This is a genomic window from Micromonospora sp. CP22 (assembly GCF_009712475.1).
GTDB lineage: Bacteria > Actinomycetota > Actinomycetes > Mycobacteriales > Micromonosporaceae > Micromonospora.
In genome coordinates this window covers 278,378-297,567 of record NZ_VCJO01000006.1, presented here as the reverse complement: position 1 = coordinate 297,567, position 19,190 = coordinate 278,378, and the positions used below count along the sequence as shown (strand labels likewise).

General features: G+C 72.3%; 20 protein-coding genes. 11 read left to right on the top strand and 9 right to left on the bottom strand.

All coding sequences use genetic code 11. The annotated features are described in order from the left end of the window. Nucleotides 1-625: 625 nt before the first annotated feature. Nucleotides 626-1,918, bottom strand: coding sequence for a tyrosine--tRNA ligase (tyrS, locus tag FF096_RS14085; protein ID WP_375335335.1), 1,293 nt, complete (start codon nucleotides 1,916-1,918; stop codon nucleotides 626-628). Between the two features lie 107 nt (nucleotides 1,919-2,025). On the opposite strand from tyrS, the gene FF096_RS14080 reads away from it, so the two are divergent. The 4 genes from FF096_RS14080 to FF096_RS14065 all read left to right on the top strand — a co-directional run bounded on the left by FF096_RS14080 (nucleotide 2,026) and on the right by FF096_RS14065 (nucleotide 4,397). Further along, nucleotides 2,026-2,418 carry a PaaI family thioesterase gene (locus FF096_RS14080; RefSeq protein ID WP_155218236.1) on the top strand — a complete coding sequence of 131 codons (393 nt, stop codon included), beginning with the start codon at nucleotides 2,026-2,028 and terminating at the stop codon, nucleotides 2,416-2,418. Nucleotides 2,419-2,498: 80 nt separating this feature from the next. Further along, nucleotides 2,499-3,725 (top strand): divalent metal cation transporter, encoded by a 1,227-nt coding sequence (locus FF096_RS14075; RefSeq protein WP_309223274.1) that lies wholly within the window; start codon nucleotides 2,499-2,501, stop codon nucleotides 3,723-3,725. Then, nucleotides 3,722-4,102 carry a hypothetical protein gene (locus FF096_RS14070; protein WP_309223273.1) on the top strand — a complete coding sequence of 127 codons (381 nt, stop codon included), beginning with the start codon at nucleotides 3,722-3,724 and terminating at the stop codon, nucleotides 4,100-4,102. Before FF096_RS14075 ends, FF096_RS14070 begins: the two co-directional genes overlap by 4 nt. After that, nucleotides 4,089-4,397, top strand: a complete 309-nt coding sequence (locus FF096_RS14065) for a PRC-barrel domain containing protein (protein ID WP_309223272.1) — start codon at nucleotides 4,089-4,091, stop codon at nucleotides 4,395-4,397. The genes FF096_RS14070 and FF096_RS14065 overlap by 14 nt, the downstream gene beginning before the upstream one ends. A 1-nt stretch (nucleotide 4,398) precedes the next feature. On the opposite strand, the gene FF096_RS14060 is transcribed toward FF096_RS14065, so the two are convergent. From FF096_RS14060 to FF096_RS14050, 3 genes are all read right to left on the bottom strand, one after another. Further along, nucleotides 4,399-5,847, bottom strand: a complete 1,449-nt coding sequence (locus tag FF096_RS14060) for a hemolysin family protein (RefSeq protein WP_309223271.1) — start codon at nucleotides 5,845-5,847, stop codon at nucleotides 4,399-4,401. Nucleotides 5,848-5,986: 139 nt separating this feature from the next. Continuing rightward, nucleotides 5,987-6,622 (bottom strand): hypothetical protein, encoded by a 636-nt coding sequence (locus FF096_RS14055; RefSeq protein ID WP_309223270.1) that lies wholly within the window; start codon nucleotides 6,620-6,622, stop codon nucleotides 5,987-5,989. A gap of 70 nt (nucleotides 6,623-6,692) precedes the next feature. Continuing rightward, nucleotides 6,693-7,172, bottom strand: a complete 480-nt coding sequence (locus FF096_RS14050; RefSeq protein WP_309223269.1) for a GNAT family N-acetyltransferase — start codon at nucleotides 7,170-7,172, stop codon at nucleotides 6,693-6,695. 174 nt (nucleotides 7,173-7,346) lie between these two features. Here FF096_RS14050 and FF096_RS14045 point away from each other — a divergent pair, with 174 nt between their 5' ends. The 3 genes from FF096_RS14045 (at nucleotide 7,347) to FF096_RS14035 (ending at nucleotide 11,786) form a co-directional block, all read left to right on the top strand. Next, the gene (locus FF096_RS14045) at nucleotides 7,347-9,953 is read left to right on the top strand and encodes a cation-transporting P-type ATPase (RefSeq protein ID WP_309223268.1); all 2,607 of its coding nucleotides are present in this window, start codon (nucleotides 7,347-7,349) and stop codon (nucleotides 9,951-9,953) included. 33 nt (nucleotides 9,954-9,986) lie between these two features. Next, nucleotides 9,987-10,883 carry a universal stress protein gene (locus FF096_RS14040; RefSeq protein ID WP_155218086.1) on the top strand — a complete coding sequence of 299 codons (897 nt, stop codon included), beginning with the start codon at nucleotides 9,987-9,989 and terminating at the stop codon, nucleotides 10,881-10,883. 69 nt (nucleotides 10,884-10,952) lie between these two features. Then, nucleotides 10,953-11,786: a universal stress protein gene (locus FF096_RS14035; protein ID WP_155218084.1), complete on the top strand. Its 834-nt coding sequence runs from the start codon at nucleotides 10,953-10,955 to the stop codon at nucleotides 11,784-11,786. Between the two features lie 42 nt (nucleotides 11,787-11,828). Here the strand turns inward: FF096_RS14035 and FF096_RS14030 are convergent, their stop codons facing one another. The 5 genes from FF096_RS14030 to FF096_RS14010 form a co-directional block, all read right to left on the bottom strand. Continuing rightward, a complete protein-coding gene (locus FF096_RS14030; RefSeq protein ID WP_155218224.1) occupies nucleotides 11,829-12,452 on the bottom strand; it encodes an FMN reductase in 624 nt (207 codons plus the stop codon). 26 nt (nucleotides 12,453-12,478) lie between these two features. Next, nucleotides 12,479-13,618 carry an LLM class flavin-dependent oxidoreductase gene (locus FF096_RS14025; RefSeq protein ID WP_155218082.1) on the bottom strand — a complete coding sequence of 380 codons (1,140 nt, stop codon included), beginning with the start codon at nucleotides 13,616-13,618 and terminating at the stop codon, nucleotides 12,479-12,481. Between the two features lie 131 nt (nucleotides 13,619-13,749). Beyond that, a complete protein-coding gene (locus FF096_RS14020; RefSeq protein ID WP_309223267.1) occupies nucleotides 13,750-14,355 on the bottom strand; it encodes a DNA-3-methyladenine glycosylase in 606 nt (201 codons plus the stop codon). Nucleotides 14,356-14,415: 60 nt separating this feature from the next. Beyond that, nucleotides 14,416-15,108 carry a response regulator transcription factor gene (locus FF096_RS14015; RefSeq protein WP_155218078.1) on the bottom strand — a complete coding sequence of 231 codons (693 nt, stop codon included), beginning with the start codon at nucleotides 15,106-15,108 and terminating at the stop codon, nucleotides 14,416-14,418. After that, nucleotides 15,105-15,965, bottom strand: a complete 861-nt coding sequence (locus tag FF096_RS14010) for a histidine kinase (RefSeq protein ID WP_309223266.1) — start codon at nucleotides 15,963-15,965, stop codon at nucleotides 15,105-15,107. The genes FF096_RS14015 and FF096_RS14010 overlap by 4 nt, the downstream gene beginning before the upstream one ends. Nucleotides 15,966-16,099: 134 nt before the next feature. On the opposite strand from FF096_RS14010, the gene FF096_RS14005 reads away from it, so the two are divergent. From FF096_RS14005 to FF096_RS13990, 4 genes are all read left to right on the top strand, one after another. Further along, complete coding sequence (locus FF096_RS14005; protein ID WP_155218076.1) at nucleotides 16,100-16,810, top strand: ABC transporter ATP-binding protein; 711 nt, start codon at nucleotides 16,100-16,102, stop codon at nucleotides 16,808-16,810. After that, nucleotides 16,807-17,592, top strand: coding sequence for an ABC transporter permease (locus tag FF096_RS14000; RefSeq protein WP_155218074.1), 786 nt, complete (start codon nucleotides 16,807-16,809; stop codon nucleotides 17,590-17,592). Before FF096_RS14005 ends, FF096_RS14000 begins: the two co-directional genes overlap by 4 nt. Continuing rightward, nucleotides 17,589-18,311 carry an ABC transporter permease gene (locus FF096_RS13995; RefSeq protein ID WP_155218072.1) on the top strand — a complete coding sequence of 241 codons (723 nt, stop codon included), beginning with the start codon at nucleotides 17,589-17,591 and terminating at the stop codon, nucleotides 18,309-18,311. Before FF096_RS14000 ends, FF096_RS13995 begins: the two co-directional genes overlap by 4 nt. A 134-nt stretch (nucleotides 18,312-18,445) precedes the next feature. After that, the gene (locus tag FF096_RS13990; RefSeq protein WP_155218070.1) at nucleotides 18,446-19,159 is read left to right on the top strand and encodes an alpha/beta fold hydrolase; all 714 of its coding nucleotides are present in this window, start codon (nucleotides 18,446-18,448) and stop codon (nucleotides 19,157-19,159) included. Nucleotides 19,160-19,190 lie beyond the last annotated feature (31 nt).

Genomic DNA, 19,190 nt, shown 5'->3' with positions numbered 1-19,190 from the left:
TCAAAGAAATCCAACCCCGACAACAAAAAATGTTGCCAAAGGAATCCAAACCAACCAGACACACGCCTGGCCAGCCCGGGAATCAAACAAATTGGCACTGGCTTATCAAGCACCCTGTTGAGTTCTCAAAGAACAACCACACACCATCAAACAACCCACCAACGGGCCGCCATCCGGGGCACCACACCCGACCACAACCGCACCGGGCACTTTTACTACGTTACCCGGTGGTTTCTGTCGTGTCAAACCGGCTCGTGCCGCTTTGTCACGCTTCCACCCGTTATCCGGGCACCACGATCCGGCTGGCTTTCGCCAGAGCTGATCCTGGTTTTGGCAGGCCAGCCGCTGCGGTTTCCCGTTAAGCGCGCCTGGGGCCCTGCCGGTCGACAACCATACCCGGTCGGTTCCGCCCCACCAAATCCGCCTCCCGGCGAATCTGGGGCACCGCCCGGCCCGGACGCGATGGAGGACATCCATCCGATCCGAGAGGGTCTACCTGCGCTCCGGCCTGGGGTCTTTCGACCTGTTTCGTCCGTTCCGCGCTGGCAGAGAGAAAGTTACGCGTCCGGAGGATTGATCGTCAAATCCACCGGACGCGTCCCACGTCACACCTGCCGGTCGGCGGTCAGGAGGTGACCTCCACCCCGGCGAAGGAGCGCTTGCCCCGACGCAGCACGAGGTACCTGCCGTGCAGCAGGTCCGACGGGGAGACCACGGCGTCGGTCGCGGTGACCCGGGTGTTGTTGACGTACGCGCCACCCTCGGCGATGACCCGCCGTGCCTCCTTCATGCTCGGCACCAGGCCGGACTCCTTGAACAGGGCGGCCACCTCCGGGAGGGTGTCGACGCGTACCAGACCGGCTTCGGTGAGCGCGGCGCGCAGCGTCTCCATGGACAGCTCCTCCAACGAGCCCCGGCCGAACAGGGCCTGGCTGGCGGCGACCGCCTGGGCCATCTCCCGCTCGCCGTGCACCAGGGTGGTCAGCTCCTCGGCGAGGGCCCGTTGCGCCGCCCGCGCCGCCGGCCGCTCCGCGACCTCCTTCTCCAGCTCCTCCAGTTCCTCCCGGGAACGGAAGCTGAAGTAGCGCAGGTAACGCGCCACATCGCTGTCGTCGACGTTGATCCAGAACTGGTAGAAGGCGTACGGGCTGGTCATCTCGGGATCGAGCCAGATCGCCCCGCCCTCGGTCTTGCCGAACTTCGAGCCGTCCGACTTGGTCACCAGCGGGGTGGTGAACGCCTGCACCGGGCCGAGCCCACGTCGCCGGACGTAGTCGACTCCGGCGGTGATGTTGCCCCACTGGTCGGAACCGCCGAACTGGAGCTGACAGCCGTGCCGACGGTGCAGCTCGAAGAAGTCGTTGGCCTGGAGCAGCTGGTAGCTGAACTCGGTGAAGCTGATCCCGCTCTCCAGCCGGGCCCGGACCACCTCACGCGCCAGCATCCGGTTGACCGGGAAGTGCTTGCCGACGTCACGCAGGAACTCCACCACCGACATCTCACCGGTCCAGTCCAGGTTGTTGACCAGGCGGGCGGCGTGATCCCCGGTGTACGACACGAAGGGTGCCAGCTGGTCGCGGATCCGCTGGACCCAGCTCGCCACCACCTCCGGTGGGTTGAGGGTCCGTTCCGCGCTCTCCTTCGGGTCGCCGATCTGCCCGGTCGCACCCCCCACCAGCAGCAACGGCCGGTGCCCGGCGAGTTGGAGGCGGCGGGCGGTGGTGACCTGCATGAGATGGCCGGCGTGCAGACTCGGCGCGGTCGGGTCGAAGCCCACATAGAAGGAGGCTCCCGGACCGTCGAGCAGCGCGCGCAGTTCGTCCGGGTCGGTGGAGTCCTGGATCAGGCCCCGCCAGCGCAGGTCGTCCGTGAGGGAGTCCCGCCGGACCGGCGGGAGGTTGCTGTCGGTCACGATCACCGATTGTCCCCCATCAGCCCGGTCCGGCCCTACCGGGTTCCGCCGGAACACACCGGCACTAGGCTGGCCATTCCAAGATCGTGGAGGTGACCGTGGACGTGTCGGTGATGTCGGGCGGCTTCTTCGCCCTGCTCGGGCTGGAGTTGGACGAGATCAGCGGAGACCGGGTCACGATCCGCTGGCGGGTCCGCCCGGAGCTGCACCAGCCGTACGGCATCCTGCACGGCGGGGTGCACTGCTCGGTGGTGGAGACGGCGGCGAGCCTGGGGGCCGGGGTGTGGCTGGGCGAGCGTGGGCGGGTGGTCGGCGTGTCCAACCAGACCGACTTCCTGCGGGCCGTACGCGACGGTGAGTTGGTCGCGGTCGCCACCCCGGTGCACCGGGGGCGGAGCCAACAGCTGTGGCAGGTGGAGATCACCGACGCGGACGGGCAGTTGGTCGCCCGAGGCCAGGTCCGCCTCCAGAACCTCTATCCGGACGCCAGCGAGCGGGGTGCCTGACCGAAGGCGTAGCGGTTTTGGGTAGATAGCGGCTTTCGCGGCGTTATCGTCGCGTCGATGACCGAGCCCTGGCCGCCGACGTGAGGAAGCTCCTCGCCGCCACCCTCGGCATCCTGTCGGCGGTCGGCGGCTTCGTCGACATCGGCGACCTGGTCGCCGCCGGTCAGGCCGGTGCCCGCTTCGGGATGGCGCACACCTGGGTGCTCCTGCTCGGGGTCGTGGCGATCTGCGCGTACGCGGAAATGGCCGGACGGATCGCGGCGGTGACCGGCCGGGCGGTCTTCGACCTGATCCGGGAGCGGCTCGGCGCGCGGATGGCGCTGGTCAACCTGGTGGCCTCCTACCTGGTCACGGTGATCACCCTGGCCGCCGAGCTGGGCGGGGTGGCGCTGGCGTTGCGGCTGGCCACCGGGGTGCCGTACCTGCTCTGGGTGCCGATCGCCGGGATCGCGGTCTGGCTGGTGCTGTGGCGGATGCGGTTCCCGGTGATGGAACGGGTCTTCGGGCTGGCCGGGCTCGCTCTGGTGGTCTTCGCCGTCGCCCTGTTCTGGCTGCCGACCGACTGGGCGTCGCTCGGCCGCAGCGCCGTGGCACCGGACGACTCCGGCCAGGGGTGGGGGGCGTACTGGTTCGTGGCGGTGGCGCTGTTCGCCTCGACGGTCAGCCCGTACGAGGTGTTCTTCTTCTCCTCGGGCGGAGTGGAGGAACGCTGGAGCGCGGACGACCTCGCCGACGCCCGGTTCAGCGTGCTGGTCGGCTTCCCGATCGGCGGTTTCCTCGCCCTGTCGCTGATCGCCACGGCGGCCGTGGTGCTGCGCCCCGCCGGGCTGTCGGTGGACGGGCTCGACCAGGTAGCGCACCCGGTGGTGCTGGCCTTCGGCGCGGTCGGTCTGGCGGTGGCCGCGCTGGCGTTCTTCGCGGTCACCTTCGGCGCCGCGCTGGAGACCGGCCTGTCCGCCGCGTACGCCGCCGCGCAGTACTTCGGCTGGCAGTGGGGCAAGCGGGTCAGTCCCCGCGAGGCGGCCCGCTTCCACACGGTACTGCGGGTCAGCGTGCTGCTCGGGGTGCTCCTGCTGCTCACCACGGTCGACCCGGTGACGCTCACCGAGTACATGTTGATTATCAGTGCGGTGGCGTTGCCGCTGACCTACCTGCCGATCCTGGTGGTCGCCAACGACCGCACCTACCTGGGCGACCGGGTCAACGGTCGAGCACTCAACCTGCTGGGCTCGGTGCTGCTGCTGGTCATCCTCGTCGCGTCGATCGTCGCCGTACCGCTGGCGATCGGTACGAGGATGGGCCAGTGAGGATCCAGGTCAGCCAACAGCTGCTCGACCGGCAACTCGTCGACCGGGACGGGCGGCTGATCGGCAAGGTCGACGACGTGGAGTTCGCGTTCGACGCGGACGGCGTGCCGTACCTGCGGTCGCTGCTCAGCGGGCCGGGGGTGCTCGGGCAGCGGGTCGGCGGGCGGCTCGGACGGATGCTGGTGCTGGCCGCCGAGCAGTTCGTCACGGATCGCCCGATGCGGCCGCTGCGCATCCCGTACGCCCTGATCGAGCGGGTCGACAGTGCGGTGTGGCTGCGAGTGGGCGCCGACGAGCTGCCCACCTCGCCGGTGGAGCAGTGGTTGCGCCGGAATCTGATCGGCCGGATCCCGGGAGCGAACCGTGCGAGCGGGTGAGCTGCTCGGCCGGATCGCGTACGACCTCCAGGGCCGCCGGTTGGGTCGGGTGGTGGACCTCGTCCTGCGGGGTCCCGCCGACGGCCCGCTGCGGCTGACCGACCTGGTCGTCGCGCGGCACTGGTACGGGCGGATGAGTGGGCGGCTGATCGGTCCGCAACGGCACCCGTCGGGTCCGTGGGCGGTCCGCGCGCTGGCCCGGATGCTCGGTCGCCGCACCAGGCAGCTGCCGCTCGACCGGGTGCGGTTGGACCCACCGCTGCCGGAGCCGCCCGCTGCCGACCCGGCGGGTTGACTCAGCGCCGGTTGCCGTCCAGCACCGGCGGCAGATCCGTCGGCGTGCCCGCCGTGCCGTCCGGGCGCGTCTCGGGCGCGTCCACGGCGGCGGGGACAGCGGGCTCGGGCACGTCGGCGGGTACGGCCGGATCGGATGCGGGCACCTCGACGACGGGCTCGTCCGGGTCCGTGCGCGTCTGGGCCGTGCGACGCAGCCGGACACCGGAGACCACCCGGTCGTCGGCGAGGGTCACCTCCAGCCGCCAGCCGTCGACGGTCAGCTGCTCCCCGGCGGCGGGGATCCGGCCGAGACCGGCCAGGACCAGCCCGGCCACGGTGGTGTACTCGCCGTCCGGGCGTCCGGGCAGCTCCACACCGATGTCGGAGAGGTCGTGGATGGGAAACGTGCCCGGCAACAGCAACGCACCGTCGGCGTCGGTGCGTACCTCGCCGACATCGCGGTCGGTCTCGTCGTAGATCTCCCCGACGATCTCCTCGAGGATGTCTTCCAGGGTGACGATGCCCTCGACGGCACCGCGCTCGTCGACGACCAGGGCCATGTGCTGGCGTTCGGCCTTGAACCGGCGCAGCGCGTCGACCACCGGCACCGAGTCCGGCAGCAGCATCGGCGCGCGGGCGTACTCGTCGACCGGCTGGTCGCCGCCGACGCCGACCAGGTCCCGCAGGTGGATCACGCCCACCGCGTCGTCCAGCCCTCCGTGGCGTACCACCGGCGCGCGGGAGTGCCCGGAGGCGGCCAGCACGATTCGGGCGGCCTCCGCCGTGGTGCCGCTGTCCAGGCAGAAGACCCGCAACCTCGGCACCAGCACGGCCCGGAGCCGTCGCTCGGCGATCTCCACGGCGCCGGCGATGATGGTCTGCTGCTCCTTGGTGAAGCCGTGGTGGCCGGCCACGATGTCCCGCAGCTCGTCCGGGCTGATCTCGTCCCGCTCGGGCTTCGGGTCCAGCCCGAAGAGTCGGACCACCAGGTCGCTGGTGGCGCCGAGCACCCAGACGGCCGGCCGGGTGAGGGCGGCCAGCAGGTTCAGCGGCCGGGCGACGAGCAGCGCCCAGCGCTCCGGGATCTGCATCGCGATCCGTTTCGGGGCCAGCTCGCCGAAGACCAGGGTGACGAAGGTCAGCACCAGGGTGACCAGCACCACGGAGACCGGGCCGGCGGCCCGGCCGAGGATCCCTTCCAGCACCGGCACCAGCGGCTTGGCCAGCGACACCGCGGCGGCGGCCGAGGCGAGGAACCCGGCCAGGGTGATGCCGATCTGGATGGTGGCCAGGAAGCGGTTGGGGTCGCGGGCCAGCCGGGCCAGCACCCGGCCCGTGCGCCCGGTGCGTTCCAGCCGCTGGACCTGGCTGTCGCGCAGCGAGACCAGCGCCAGCTCGCTCCCCGCGAAGATCGCGTTCAACACGATCAGGACTGCGACCAGGGCCAGCTGGCTCCAGTAGCTCTGCACGCCCGGTTCTCCCTCGCTGGACCGCGCCCGGTGGCGGCCCCACCGGCGTAGCGGTGCCTATGCCCACTCGTTCCGGCGGTGAATCATCGCCCTGGCACCACGGCCGCGACAGCCAGCGCTGGCGCGACGGGCGGGACGGTCAGCCCTGGGGCAGCGCGGGGGCGGGCAGATCCAGCACGTACGACTCCCCCGCCCGGTGGAACCCGAGCCGGTGGTAGTACGGGGCGATCATGCCCGGTGGGCTCACCACCTGACGGAAGCCCCGGTCGGTGAACAGGCTGCTGCGCCGGTAGACGAACTCGCCGGGGGTGAAATCCCGAAACGGCGGGGTGACGTAGTCCAGGTCGACCTGGGCCACTCCGTCGCCGACGTCGCGCACCAGCACCACACCGACGACCTCGTCGGCGCGTACCACGAGGAAGGCCGATCGACCCGCCGGTTGGTCCGGGTGGAACCCCGGGTTGAAGCGGGCGATGTCGGCGGCGTGCACCCGCAGCGTGTGGGCCAGGAACGCGTCGTCGGCGCCCACCTCGACCACCTGGTAGGTCTGCTCGTCGTGGCGGGTGGTGAGCAGCCGCCGCAGGTACCAGATGTTGATCACGGCCAGCACCACGTTCAGTCCGACCATGGGCCAGACCTGTATCGCGGCGTTGTAGCCGATCAGGACGGCGCAGCCGACCAGGTTGAGGGCGCGCAGCCGGAGGATGCGCGTCTGCAGCAGCGACCACACCAGCAACGCGGAGCCGGCCCAGCCGGTCAGTTCCAGCCAGTTCACCCCGCGAGGGTAGTCGCCGCCCTGGTCAACCTCCGTTTCAGGGGGCGGATCACGCCGCAGCGGGTAAGGATCACGCCGGTAGTTCCAGGACGTACTCGTCGACCTCGTGGCCCCGGCCCGGGGCGTACGCCCGGTCGGTGCCGCGCACCACGAACCCGCACCGGCGCAGCACCGCCAGCGAGGCGGTGTTGTCGGTGGCCGCCCGCGCCACCAGCGGCCGGTGCCGGACCTCCCGCACCAGCGCGGCCAGGGCGCGGGTGGCGTACCCGCGTCCCCAACGGGTCCGGTCGATCCAGTAGCTGACCTCGGTGCGCTCCCCGACGGGGAAGGCCAGCACGTGACCGACCACGACGTCGTCGACGGTGACGGTGCGGGCCACGATCGCCGGGTCGGTCAGGATGCGTACCCAGTGTGCGGCGAACCCGCGCGGGTCGGCCGGGTCCACGGCGCCGAAGGCGGCCATCCGGTTGGCCTCGGGGTCGAGCTGGTGGACGTAGAACTCCACGAGGTCGTCCTCGGCCACCGGTCGTAGCCGCAGGTCGTCAGTCACCGGCCGACCATACGCGTCGAGGCGTCCCCGTCCGGGACGCCACCGGGGACGGCAGGGCCGTTGGTCCCGGGCCGTGCGGGCGGATCGCCCCTGCCGGGCGTCGCCGGTCTGGACGAGGCTGGAGTCGACAGGCGTGCCGCCGGGGCGCGCCGGGCGCACAGGGCGGAGTGGGCGGTGACCGGACTCCAGGTCGCGGATGGGGACGTGGGCAGCGACGACATGGTCGCGGCGACAGTCGGACTCACCTCGACCGAGGCCGCTCGCCGGCTGCGGACCGACGGCCCGAACGTCGCGGCGACACCGCCCCGACGGCACCTGGCGACCCGGATCGTGCGCCAGCTCACCGATCCCCTGGTCGCGCTGCTGCTCGCCGCCGCCGTGGTCACCACGCTGCTGCGGGACTATCCCGACACCGCCGTGATCCTGCTCGTGGTGGCGGTCAACACCGCCATCGGGGTGGTGCAGGAGGTACGCGCCGACCGGGCCATCGCCGCCCTCGACCAGCTCGCCGCGCCGACCGCCCGCGTGGTCCGGGACGGCCGGGACGCGGTGTTGCCCGCTGCCGAACTGGTCCGGGGCGACCTGGTCCGGGTCGAGGCCGGTGACGTGCTCCCGGCCGATCTGCTGCTGCACGACGCGAGCCGGCTCCACCTGGACGAGTCGGCCCTGACCGGGGAGTCGGTGCCGGTCTTCCGGGCCTCGGGTGAGGAGGTCAGCGCCGGCACGGTGGTGACCACCGGTCGGGCCGACGGCACGGTGGTACGCACCGGCGCGTCGAGCGCGCTCGGCCGGATCGCCACCCTGGCGGCCACCACCCGACCGGCGGCCACCCCGCTGCAACGGCGCCTCGGCTCGCTCGGCCGGATCCTCGGCCTGGCCGCGGTGGCCCTGTCCGGGCTGGTCTTCGCCGTCGGTCTGCTCAGCGGTCGACCCCTGGTGGAGATGGCGGTCACCGCGGTGAGCCTGGTGGTCGCCGCGGTGCCGGAGTCGCTGCCCGCCGTGGTGACGCTGGCCCTCGCGCTCGGTGCGCGCCGGATGGCCACAGCGCGGGCGATCCCCCGCCGGCTGCACGCGGTGGAGACGCTCGGCTCGGTCACCGTGATCGCCTCGGACAAGACCGGCACCCTCACCGAGGGGCGGATGGCCGTGCAGCAGGCGGTCACCGGCGACGGCGTACGGTTCGGGGTCGCCGGCAGCGGCTACGACCCGCACGGCACCGTGCACCGCGACGGCACGCCGGTGGTTGTGTCGGACGAGCTGCGCCGACTGGCCCGGGCCGGGCTGCTCTGCAATGACGCGACCCTCGCCCCGCCGACCGAGCAGCGGCCGTCCTGGGGTGCCGTGGGTGATCCGTTGGAGGCGGCCCTGGTGGCCTTCGCCGCGCGCTGCGGCCTGGACCCGCAGAGCACCCGCAACGCCTGGCCCCGGATCGCCGAACACCCCTTCGACCAGCAGCTACGCCGGATGACCACGGTGCACCGCGCGTGTGGGCGCGGCTACCTGGTGGTGTGCAAGGGCGCCCCGGAGAACGTGCTCACCACGCCGCTGCTGGACGCCGACGCCGACGAGTTGGCCCTGCTGACCGCCGCCGCGCAGCGGTTGGCCGGCGACGGGCTGCGGGTGCTGGCGCTGGCCGCCGCCCTGGTGGACCGGCCACCGGCCGACCCCGCGTACCCCGACGGGCTGCGTCCGGTGGGTCTGGTCGCGGTCGGCGATCCGCTGCGTGCCGGTGCGCCACAGATCGCCGCCGGTTTCGCCGACGCCGGGGTGCGGCTGGTGCTGGTCACCGGCGACCATCCGGCGACCGCGGCGGCCATCGCCGGTGAGTTGGGCCTGTGGGCCGAGGGCGACCCGGTGGTACGCGGCGACGACGGCGACCCGGCCGCGGCGCCACCGGCGGCGCGGGTGTTCGCCCGTACGCAGCCGGAGCAGAAACTCGACATCATCGCCGGGTTGCAGTCCCGAGGTCACGTGGTGGCGATGACCGGCGACGGCGTCAACGACGCGCCCGCCCTGCGCCGCGCTGACATCGGCGTGGCCATGGGTGGCGGTACGGAGGTGGCCCGGCAGGCGGCCGACCTGGTGCTGGTCGACGACGATCTGTCCACGGTGGCCACCGCGATCGGTGAGGGTCGCCGGATCTACGACAACATCCGCCGGTTCCTGCGCTACGCCCTCGCCGGCGGGGTGGCGGAGATCGCGGTGATGCTGCTCGGGCCGTTGTTCGGGCTGCCCGTACCGCTGCTGCCGGCGCAGATCCTCTGGATCAACCTGCTCACCCACGGCGTGCCCGGGGTGGCCCTGGGCGCCGAGCCGGCCGAGCCCGGCGCCCTGCGTCGGATACCGCGCTCGCCGCAGGAGTCGGTGCTCGGCGCGGGGCTGGGCCGACAGATCCTGGTCGGCGGCGCACTGATCGCGGCGGTGACCCTGGGCGCGGGCGTGCTCGCCGCCCACTGGGGCCGTCCGTGGCAGTCGGTGGTCTTCGTGGTTCTCGGGCTGGCCCAGCTCGGGGTCGCCCTGGCGGTCCGCGCGCCCCGACCGCCGGGGCGCCGGTGGGTGAATCCGGCGTTGCCGCTCGCGGTCGCCGTCTCCGCGCTGCTCCAGGTCGCCGGGGTGCTGCTGTCGCCGCTGCGGGAACTGCTCGGCACCGAGGCCCTCGGTGTCCCGGAGTTGCTGGCCTGCGGCGTGGTCAGTGTCCTGCCGGGTCTGGTGCTGCGGCTGGCCCGGCGAACGCCAAGAATTGACGACGGCATGTCCACCCATTCTGCTGCCGTCGGATGACAGGCTGACGGGGACGTCGAGGAGGCGAGTGTGATGGTCAGTAAGACCGGTGCTCCCATCGTGGTGGGGGTGGACGGATCCGAGACCGCCCTGCAGGCGGTGCGCGTCGCGGCGCGGGAGGCGGCGCAACGGAACCGTCCGCTGCGGATCGTGCACGCGTTCATCTGGCCGCTGATGAAGGTGCCGTTGGGGCCGGCGCCGGGCGCGCCCGCCGACGCGGGGCTCCGTGGCCAGGCCGAGCGGTGCGTCGCCGAGGCGGTCGCCGAGGCCGGGAAGGTGGCCCCGGAGGTGGCGGTGACCGGCGCTGTCGTCGACGGGGCGGCGAGCCCCGTCCTGCTCGCCGAGGCCCGGGACGCGGCGCTGGTCGTCCTCGGCAACCGTGGTCTGGGTGGCTTCGCCGGGCTGCTGCTCGGCTCGGTGGCCGTGCAGGTCAGCGCGCACGCCGAATGCCCGGTGCTGGTGGTGCGCGGCGAGGTGCGGGCGGACGGGCCGGTGGTGGTGGGGGTGGACGACTCGGACCTGTCCCGGGAGGCCGTGCGGTTCGCCTTCGAGGAGGCGGCGTGGCGCGGCACCGAACTGGTGGCGGTGCGCGCGTGGCTGTATCCGACCCCGGTCGGTCCCGGGGACATCCTGCCGCTGGTCTACGACCTGGACGCCTTCCGGGACGAGGAGGAACGCGTCCTCGCCGAGGCGGTGGCGGGCTGCTCCGAGCGCTATCCGGAGGTGCCGGTGCAGCGGCGGTTGGTGCGCGGCTCCGCGGGTCGGGCGCTGGTGGAGGAGTCCCGTACCGCTCAACTGGTGGTGGTCGGGGCCCGGGGGCGCGGGGCGCTGGGCGGGTTGCTGCTCGGCTCGGTCAGCCACGCCGTGCTGCACCACGCGCACTCCCCGCTGGCGATCGTCCGGAAGCTGCGTACGGTCGAGGAGACCTGACCGGTGGCGTGTCGAGGTGTCCCGGGGCGGGACACCTCGACAATGACCTGACCGACCGATGGAGAGACGATGAACCGACCTGTCGTGGTGGGGGTGGACGGATCGCCACCGAGCCTGGTGGCCGCGGAACACGCGGCGCAGGCGGCGGTGTGGCGATCCCGGCCGCTGCACCTGGTACACGGCTACCTGCACCCGCTCGGCTACGGCGTGCCGATCAACCCGTACGAGGTGGGCATACCGGCGGCGTCGGAGGACGGTCGCAAGATGCTCGAACAGGCCGCCGCCGACTTGGTCGACCGGTGGCCGGGGCTCTCGGTCGAGGTACGCCAGGTGGCTGGTGGGCCGGGTGCGACGTTGGTCGAGGAGTCCCGCCGGGCGGAGCTGGTGGTGGTGGGCAGCCGGGGCCTGGGCGGCTTCGCCGGGCTGCTGCTCGGTTCGGTCGGCACCCAGGTCGCCTCGCACGGTCACTGCCCGGTGCTGGTGATCCGACCGCCGGACCGTCCGGTTCCCTCCGAGGGGCCGGTGCTGGTCGGGGTCGACGGGTCGGAGTCGGCCGAACTCGCCGTCGGGTACGGCGCCGAGGAGGCTGTCCGCCGGGGCGGCACGCTGGTGCTGGTGCACGTCGCCGACGAGGGGGACGACGACGGGGCGGCGCTGCTCGCCACCGCCGGGGCGGCGGCGCGGGGCAGCCACCCGGGGCTGACCGTGGACGAACGGGTGATCGTCGCGCCGAAGGCCGACCACGCGCTGATCGAGGCGAGCGGGGACGCGGCGCTGGTGGTGGTCGGATCGCGCGGTCGGGGTGGCTTCGCCGGGCTGTTGCTCGGCTCGGTCAGCCAGGCGCTGGTGCACCATGCCCGGTGCCCGGTGCTCATCGCCCACCCGCACCAGCCGCAGCAGTGAGAGCTCGACCGGGCCGCCTGCCGGCGGCCCGGTCGAGGGTGGTCAGGTGTCCTGGCCGCCGAGCAGTTGGTCGAAGCTGGTGGTGAGGGCGAACGGGTCGGCGGGCCCGTCGGACGGCGCGCTGCGCCGTACCAGGTCGGCCAGTTCCCGGCCGGCGCGGTCGATCCGGGCGCGCAACGCGCCGTCGACAGCACCGCCGGCCCAGTCCTCCGGTGCGGCGAAGACCGCGGTCGGCGCCACCACCGCCCGCAGGTAGGCGAACATCGGGCGGAGCGCGTGCTCCAGCGCCAGGGAGTGCCGTGCCGTGCCGCCGGTCGCGCCGATCAGCACCGCACGGCCACTCAGGGCGTCGGCGTCGACCAGGTCGAAGAACGACTTGAACAGCCCGTTGTACGAGGCGTTGAAGATCGGACTGACGGCGATCAGACCGTCGGCGCCGGTGACGTCGTCCAGGACCTGCCGCAGCGATTCCGACGGGAAGCCGGTGAGCAGGTGGTTGACGATGTCGTGGGCGTGCTCGCGCAGCTCGACCGGGCGCAGGGTGACCTGCTCGCCGTGCCGGACCAGCTCGTCGCGGGTGGCCGCGGCGAGCTGGTCGGCGAGCAGCCGGGTCGAGGAGGGCTGGCTGAGCCCGGCCGAGACCACGGCGAGGGTACGCGCGGTCATCCGGCCGCCTCCGGCGTCCGACAGGGTCATCGGGCCTGCTCCGGTGCCCGGCCGGTGACGTCGTCGACGGCGTGCACGGTGTTGTCGCCGCCACCACCGGCGGCGGCCCGCAGCGAGGCGTGGGTCGGCGCCAGCGGCACGTGGGCCGGGCGCAGCGACTCGAACTCCTTGCGCAGCACCGGCACGACCTCCTCACCGAGCAGGTCGAGCTGCTCCAGGACGGTCTTCAGGGGCAGCCCCGCATGGTCGATGAGGAACAGTTGCCGCTGGTAGTCGCCGACGTAGTCACGGAAGCCGAGGGTGCGGTCGATGACCTGCTGCGGGCTGCCCACGGTCAGCGGGGTCTGCGCGGTGAACTCCTCCAGCGAGGGTCCGTGGCCGTAGACCGGCGCGTTGTCGAAGTACGGGCGGAACTCGCGCACCGCGTCCTGGGAGTTGCGGCGCATGAAGACCTGACCGCCGAGACCCACGATGGCCTGGTCGGCGCTGCCGTGACCGTAGTGCGCGAAACGCTGGCGGTACAGGCCGACCATCCGCCGGGTGTGCTCGGCGGGCCAGAAGATGTGGTTGGCGAAGAAGCCGTCGCCGTAGTAGGCGGCCTGTTCGGCGATCTCCGGGCTGCGGATGGAGCCGTGCCACACGAACGGGGGCACCCCGTCGAGCGGGCGTGGCGTCGAGGTGAACGACTGCAAGGGGGTACGGAACTTGCCCTTCCAGTCGACCACGTCCTCGCGCCAGAGCCGGCGCAGCAGGTCGTAGTTCTCGATCGCGAGCGGGATGCCGTTGCGGATGTCCTGGCCGAACCAGGGGTAGACCGGCCCGGTGTTGCCCCGGCCCATCATCAGGTCGACCCGGCCGTCGGCGAGGTGTTGCAGCATCGCGTAGTCCTCGGCGATCTTCACCGGGTCGTTGGTGGTGATCAGCGTGGTCGCCGTGGAGAGCAGCAGCCGCTCGGTGCGGGCGGCGATGTAGCCCAGCATGGTGGTGGGTGAGGAGGGCACGAACGGCGGGTTGTGGTGCTCGCCGGTGGCGAAGACGTCGAGGCCGACCTCCTCGGCCTTGAGCGCGATGGTGACCATCGCCTTGATCCGCTCGGCCTCGGTCGGCTCCCGCCCGTTGGTCGGGTCGACCGTGACGTCGCCGACGGTGAAGACTCCGAACTGCATGACCGCTCCTCGTGTCGTCCGACCGGGGCGGGTGGCCCCGACGCTCCCGACAACATAGTTGACGCGTCAACTATTCCGCTCACCGGCTTGTGCCAGTGTCCCCCGCCCCGCCGTTCCCATCCCCGGCACCGTCAGGTTCGTCGTCGTGGCACGTGCCGGCGGTACGGGCTGACGGTCGGGTCGCCGGTGATCCAGAAACGCCAGGGCACCTCGTGGGCGGCGGCCACGCCGACGCGCGGCCCGGCGGAGACGGCTGCCGGTGCGACCGGGCGGGTCGACGGCGTCAACAGCAACGGTCCGGTCCCGTCGAACACGCAGGTGCCGTTCGCCGTCGCGTCGACACCCAGCGCCACCACCAGCCGGGCCGGCCCACGGGCGAGGTCGCGGTCGGGCACCTCCCCGCGTCGCTTGCGGGCCAGGTCCAGGCCGTCGACCACCTCACCGGCGCGCAGCAGGACCGCCGCCGCCTCCCCCTCACCCCCACAGACGACATTGAGACACCAGTGCATGCCGAAGACGAAATAGGTGTAGGCGTACCCGGCCGGGCCGAACATGACCCTCGTCCGGGGCGTGGGACCTCGGTGGGCGTGCGAGGCGGGGTCCACCCCGGTTCCCGCGTACGCCTCGACCTCGGTCAGCCTGATCCGGACCCCGTTCGCCGCCACCTCCCAGCCGAGCAACGTGCGTGCGGTCTCGGCGACGTGTGCGGCAGGAGCGCGCAGCCAGGGATGGTCCACCCGTCCAGGTAACCCGGCCCGACGCCCGACCGGCAACCTCGCGCTGATCCGACCCGGCCGTCACTGTGGGCGTCGACGTGCGACGAGGTCGTTCTCGTACGCGGCGATGACGAGCTGCGCCCGATCCCGGGCGTCGAGCTTGGTGAGCAGGTTGCCGATGTGGGTCTTGACGGTCTTGATCGAGATGGTGAGTGACCGCGCGATCTCGTCGTTGGACAGGCCGCGCGCCACGAGAGACAGCACCTCCGTCTCGCGCCCGGTGAGCCCGTCGATCCTCCGGACCTCCGGCGGGCCGGGCCGGTCGAGGTAGTGCGCGACGAAACGGGTGAGGATGCTGGGGGCGAAGAGGGACTCGCCCGCGTGGGTGCGCCGAATGGCGTCGACGAGTTGGTCCGGGTGGGCGTCCTTGAGCAGGAAACCGTGCGCTCCGGCGCGCAGCGCGGCGGCCACGTACTCGTCGAGCGCGAACATGCTGAGCACGACGACCCTGGTGCCGCCCAGGTCGGCGGCGGCGGTGATGCGTTCGGCCGCTTCGATGCCGTCGCCGTCGGGCATCCGGATGTCCATCAGGACGACGTCGGGACGGCGTTCCCGGGTGAGCGACACCGCCTCGTTTCCGGTGGCGGCCTGACCGACGACGGTCAGTCCCGGGGTGCCGTCGATGAGCAGGGCGAGGCTGTGCCGCAGCAGCGGCTGGTCGTCCGCGACGAGCACCCGGATGGCGGTGGCACGACCCGGTGGTTCAGTGGTCATGGGGAGCACCGGGCCGGCAGCCGTGCCGTCAGGTGGAAGCCCGGCCCGACCGGACCGACGTGCAGGGCACCGTCGAGCATGCTCACCCGCTCGCGTAGCCCGTCCAGGCCGTGCCCGGCACCGGGGCGCGGTCGCCAGCCGGGCCGGGGCCCGTCGTCGCGTACGCTCACCACGATCGCGTCGCCGTCGCGGTCCACGGTGACGTGCGCGCGGGTCGGACCGGCGTGCCGGGCGGTGTTGCTCAGCCCCTCGCGGACGATCGCGCACACCGCGAGTTGCACGCCGGGTGGCACCTGACCGACATTCCGCACGTCGACGGTGGCGGTGATCCCGGTGGCGGTGGCGGACCGCACGATCTCCGGTAGGGCGTCGAGTGTGTCGGGTGGCCGCAACGGAGCGGATTCGCCGCCCGGTGCGCGGAGCACGTCGAGCATCCGCCGCAGTTCGGCGGTGGTCTGCCGACCGATCCTCTCGATGTCGGACAGCGCGTTCGCCTGTTCGGTGGCACCGGTCGGCCCGGTCATCCGCGCGGCCGTGGCGGCACGGACGGTGACCAGGCCCATGCCGTGCGAGACCAGATCGTGCAGCTCACGGGCGATACGCAGGCGTTCGGCCGCCGCAGCCCGCTCGGCGGCCCACGCGGTCAGCCGGTCCTCGTACACCCGGCGTTCGTGTCGGACGCGCAGCACCGCCCAGAGCGACGCCACGACAGCGACCGCGGTGATCAGCGTCAGCAGGAGTGTCCCGGCCGGCCCCTCGGCACCCGCCGTGGTGAGGCAGAGGAGCAGGATCACCGGCACCACGACGGCGACGGCGGTCAGCCAGGATCGCCGTGCCGGTCGCCCGTCAGGTGCCACCTCGCGAGTCTAGGAACCCGGACCGTGCCAGCACATCGGACCTGGGTCGGAGCGACCTGGGGTGGGGGCAGCCAGTGGAAGTCCCGGCTCTGGTCCGATGACGCGGACCACCACGTCGGGCTGACATGGTGGGCATGCTGTCAGTCGAGCGTCTGGTCAAGCGGCGCGGCTCCCGCGAGATCCTCACCGACGTCACCTTCCGGGCCGCACCGGGCCGGGTGACCGGTCTACTGGGGCCCAACGGTGCGGGCAAGTCGTCCACCCTGCGCATCCTGCTCGGCCTGGACCGGGCGGATGCCGGCACAGCCCTGGTCGACGGCCGACCGTACCGGCGGCTGCGTCAGCCGCTGCGCACGGTCGGATCGATGCTGGACGGTTCCGGCGCGCACCGCTCCCGTACCGCCCGCAACCACCTCACCTGGATGGCGCGCAGCAACCACATCCCGACCCGACGGGTCGCCGAGGTGCTCGACCAGGTCGGGCTCGGTGCCGTCGGAGGCACCCGGGTCGGTCGGTTCTCGTACGGCATGTGCCAGCGACTCGGGTTGGCCGCCGCGCTGCTCGGCGAACCCCGTGCGCTGGTGCTCGACGAGCCGGTGAACGGGCTCGACCCGGAGGGCATTCGCTGGATCCGAGGACTGCTGCGCGGTCACGCGGACGCCGGCGGCACCGTGCTGCTCTCCAGCCATCTGATCAGCGAGGTCGACCAGATCGCCGACGACCTGGTCGTCATCGCCCACGGGCGGGTCGTCGCCGCCGGCCCGACCGGCGAGGTCACGGCCGGGTACCCGACCCTGGAGGATGCCTTCTTCGCCCTCACCGGACCGACGGCAGGTGGGCGATGAGCTTCCCCAACACGGTCGCCGCCGAGATACGCAAGACGGCGACGCTGCCGGCGACCATGGTCGCCCTGGCTGTCGCCGTGCTCGGTCCGGTCGCGATCACCCTGATCAACGCCGTCGGTGTCCGCGCCGCGCTGCGCAGCGGACGACCCGAGCTGACGGCCTACACCTCGCCGGTCGAGGCGGTCTTCTCCGCGGTACCGATCGGCACGGTCGGCGCGGTGGTCCTCGGCGTCGTCGCCGTCAGCGCCGAGTACACCGCGAACCGAGCGAACATCGGCGGCGGACGGCAGATCACCACGACCCTCACCGCCACCCCCGGCCGGCTCGGCGTGCTGGCCGGCAAGGCGATCGCCGTCAGTCTGCTGGTCGCGGTCGCGGCCCTGGTGGCGATTCCCGCCTCGTTGGCGCTGGCCGACAAGATAATCGGCGGGTACGCCCCACCGACTCCGGACGGAGTGCTGTCCCGCTCGGTCGGTGCCGGGATCTACTGGATGCTCACGGCGCTGACCGCCCTCGCGGTCACGGTCTTCACCCGCAACGGCATCGCTCCGATCATCGTGCTCGTGGTGAACAGCTCCCTCGTCTCGGTCTCCGTGCTGCTGTCCCACCTCACCCCGCTCGCCAGGTTCCTGCCCGACCTCGCGGGCATGAGCATGTTCGCCGGTGACCTGTTGGCGTTCGACGAGGCGCTCGCCCCGCTCCCCGGCGGCCTGGTCATGGCGACGTGGACGGCGGGGCTGCTCGTGCTGGCCGGTGCGGTCTTCCGGTGGCGGGACGCGTGAGCCGCTCCCATGCCCGGGCCGCCGCCACGGAGCTGACCAAGCTGTCCGGCCTTCCTGCGGTGCCGGCCACGGCCGTCGGCACGATCGGCGCGGCGATGGTCATCACCGGGGCACTGGCCGCCGCTCCGCTGGGTGCGGACGACCCGGTCGCGGTCGTCCTCCAGGCGGTGCCGTACCTCCAGGCCGGCACCGTCGCGCTCGGCGTCCTCGTGGTCGGTACCGAGTACACCGATGGGCAGATCCGCACCACCCTGCTGTGCGTACCGGACCGCCTGGCGGTGCTGGTCGGCAAGGGCATCGCCTACCTGGCCTGGGCCACCGGAACCGCTGTCGCGGCGCTCGTCACCGGGCTGCTCACGGCCCGCGTCGCACTGTCCACACACGACGTTCCCGTGGTCACCGATTCTCCTGTGTGGAGGGTCGTCGGCGCGGCGGCCTATCTCGTGCTCATCGGATCGCTCGGTCTGGCGCTGGCCACGCTCACGCGGGCCGTCGTCCCCGCTCTCGTCGTCACGCTCAGCCTCATCCTGGTCGTTTCGCCGGTGCTGGGCACCGTCACCCCGCACGCCCGATACCTGCCGGACCGGGCGGGGGCCCTGCTCTACCTTCCCGACCCGGCACCGCCCCTGACGCCCGTCAGCGGCCTGCTCGTCCTGCTCGGCTGGATCGCCGTCACCGGGGGCGGAGCGGCGGCTGCCTTCCGACGCCGGGACGCCTGAGCGAACCCGTCCCGGCCGCCGACCGATCCCCTGCCGCAGGGGATCGGTCGGCACGTTTCATCCACACCTGGCGGGTACTCCGGCATATCGGCGCCGTCGTAGGTGCACAGCATCTCCGAGTGAGGGAGTACGCGATGCCCGATCAGCAGCCCACCATCATCTTCGTGCACGGCGCGTTCGCCGAGTCGGCGAGCTGGAACGGTGTGATCGAGCGCCTCGGGGCCTACCACGTGCTGGCCGCCGCCAATCCGCTGCGCAGCCTCCCCGGCGACGCCGCCTATCTGTTGGACGTGATCCGAGGGGTCGGCGGCCCGGTCATCCTCGTCGGGCACTCGTACGGCGGCATGGTGATCACGCAGGCGGCGGCCGACAACCCGACGGTGCGCGCCCTGGTCTACGTCAACGCCTTCGCCCCGGAGACCGGCGAGAGCGCACTGTCGCTGTCCGGGCAGTTCCCCGGCAGCACCCTCGCCGACACCCTGGTGCAGTATCCGGTGTCCACCGGCGGTAACGAGGTGGCGATCGGTCAGGACGCCTACCACAAGCAGTTCGCCGGGGACGTCTCCAGCGAAGTCGCCGCCCTCATGGCCCGCACCCAGCGGCCGGTCACCGAGCAGGCCCTGAACGACGCTCTCACCGGCGACCCCGCCTGGCGGACACTGCCCAGCTGGTTCGTGTTCGGCGATGCCGACATGAACATCCCGGTCGCCGCACACCGGTTCATGGCCGAACGGGCCAAGCCGCAGGGCCAGCGTGAGCTGATCGGCGGCTCGCACGCGATGGCCGTGGCCCGACCGGGCGAGGTCGCCGAAACCGTCATCGAAGCAATCCGAGGCATCGGCGGCTGACGCCTCGTGCGGGTCGCCACCGCGTGCGCGC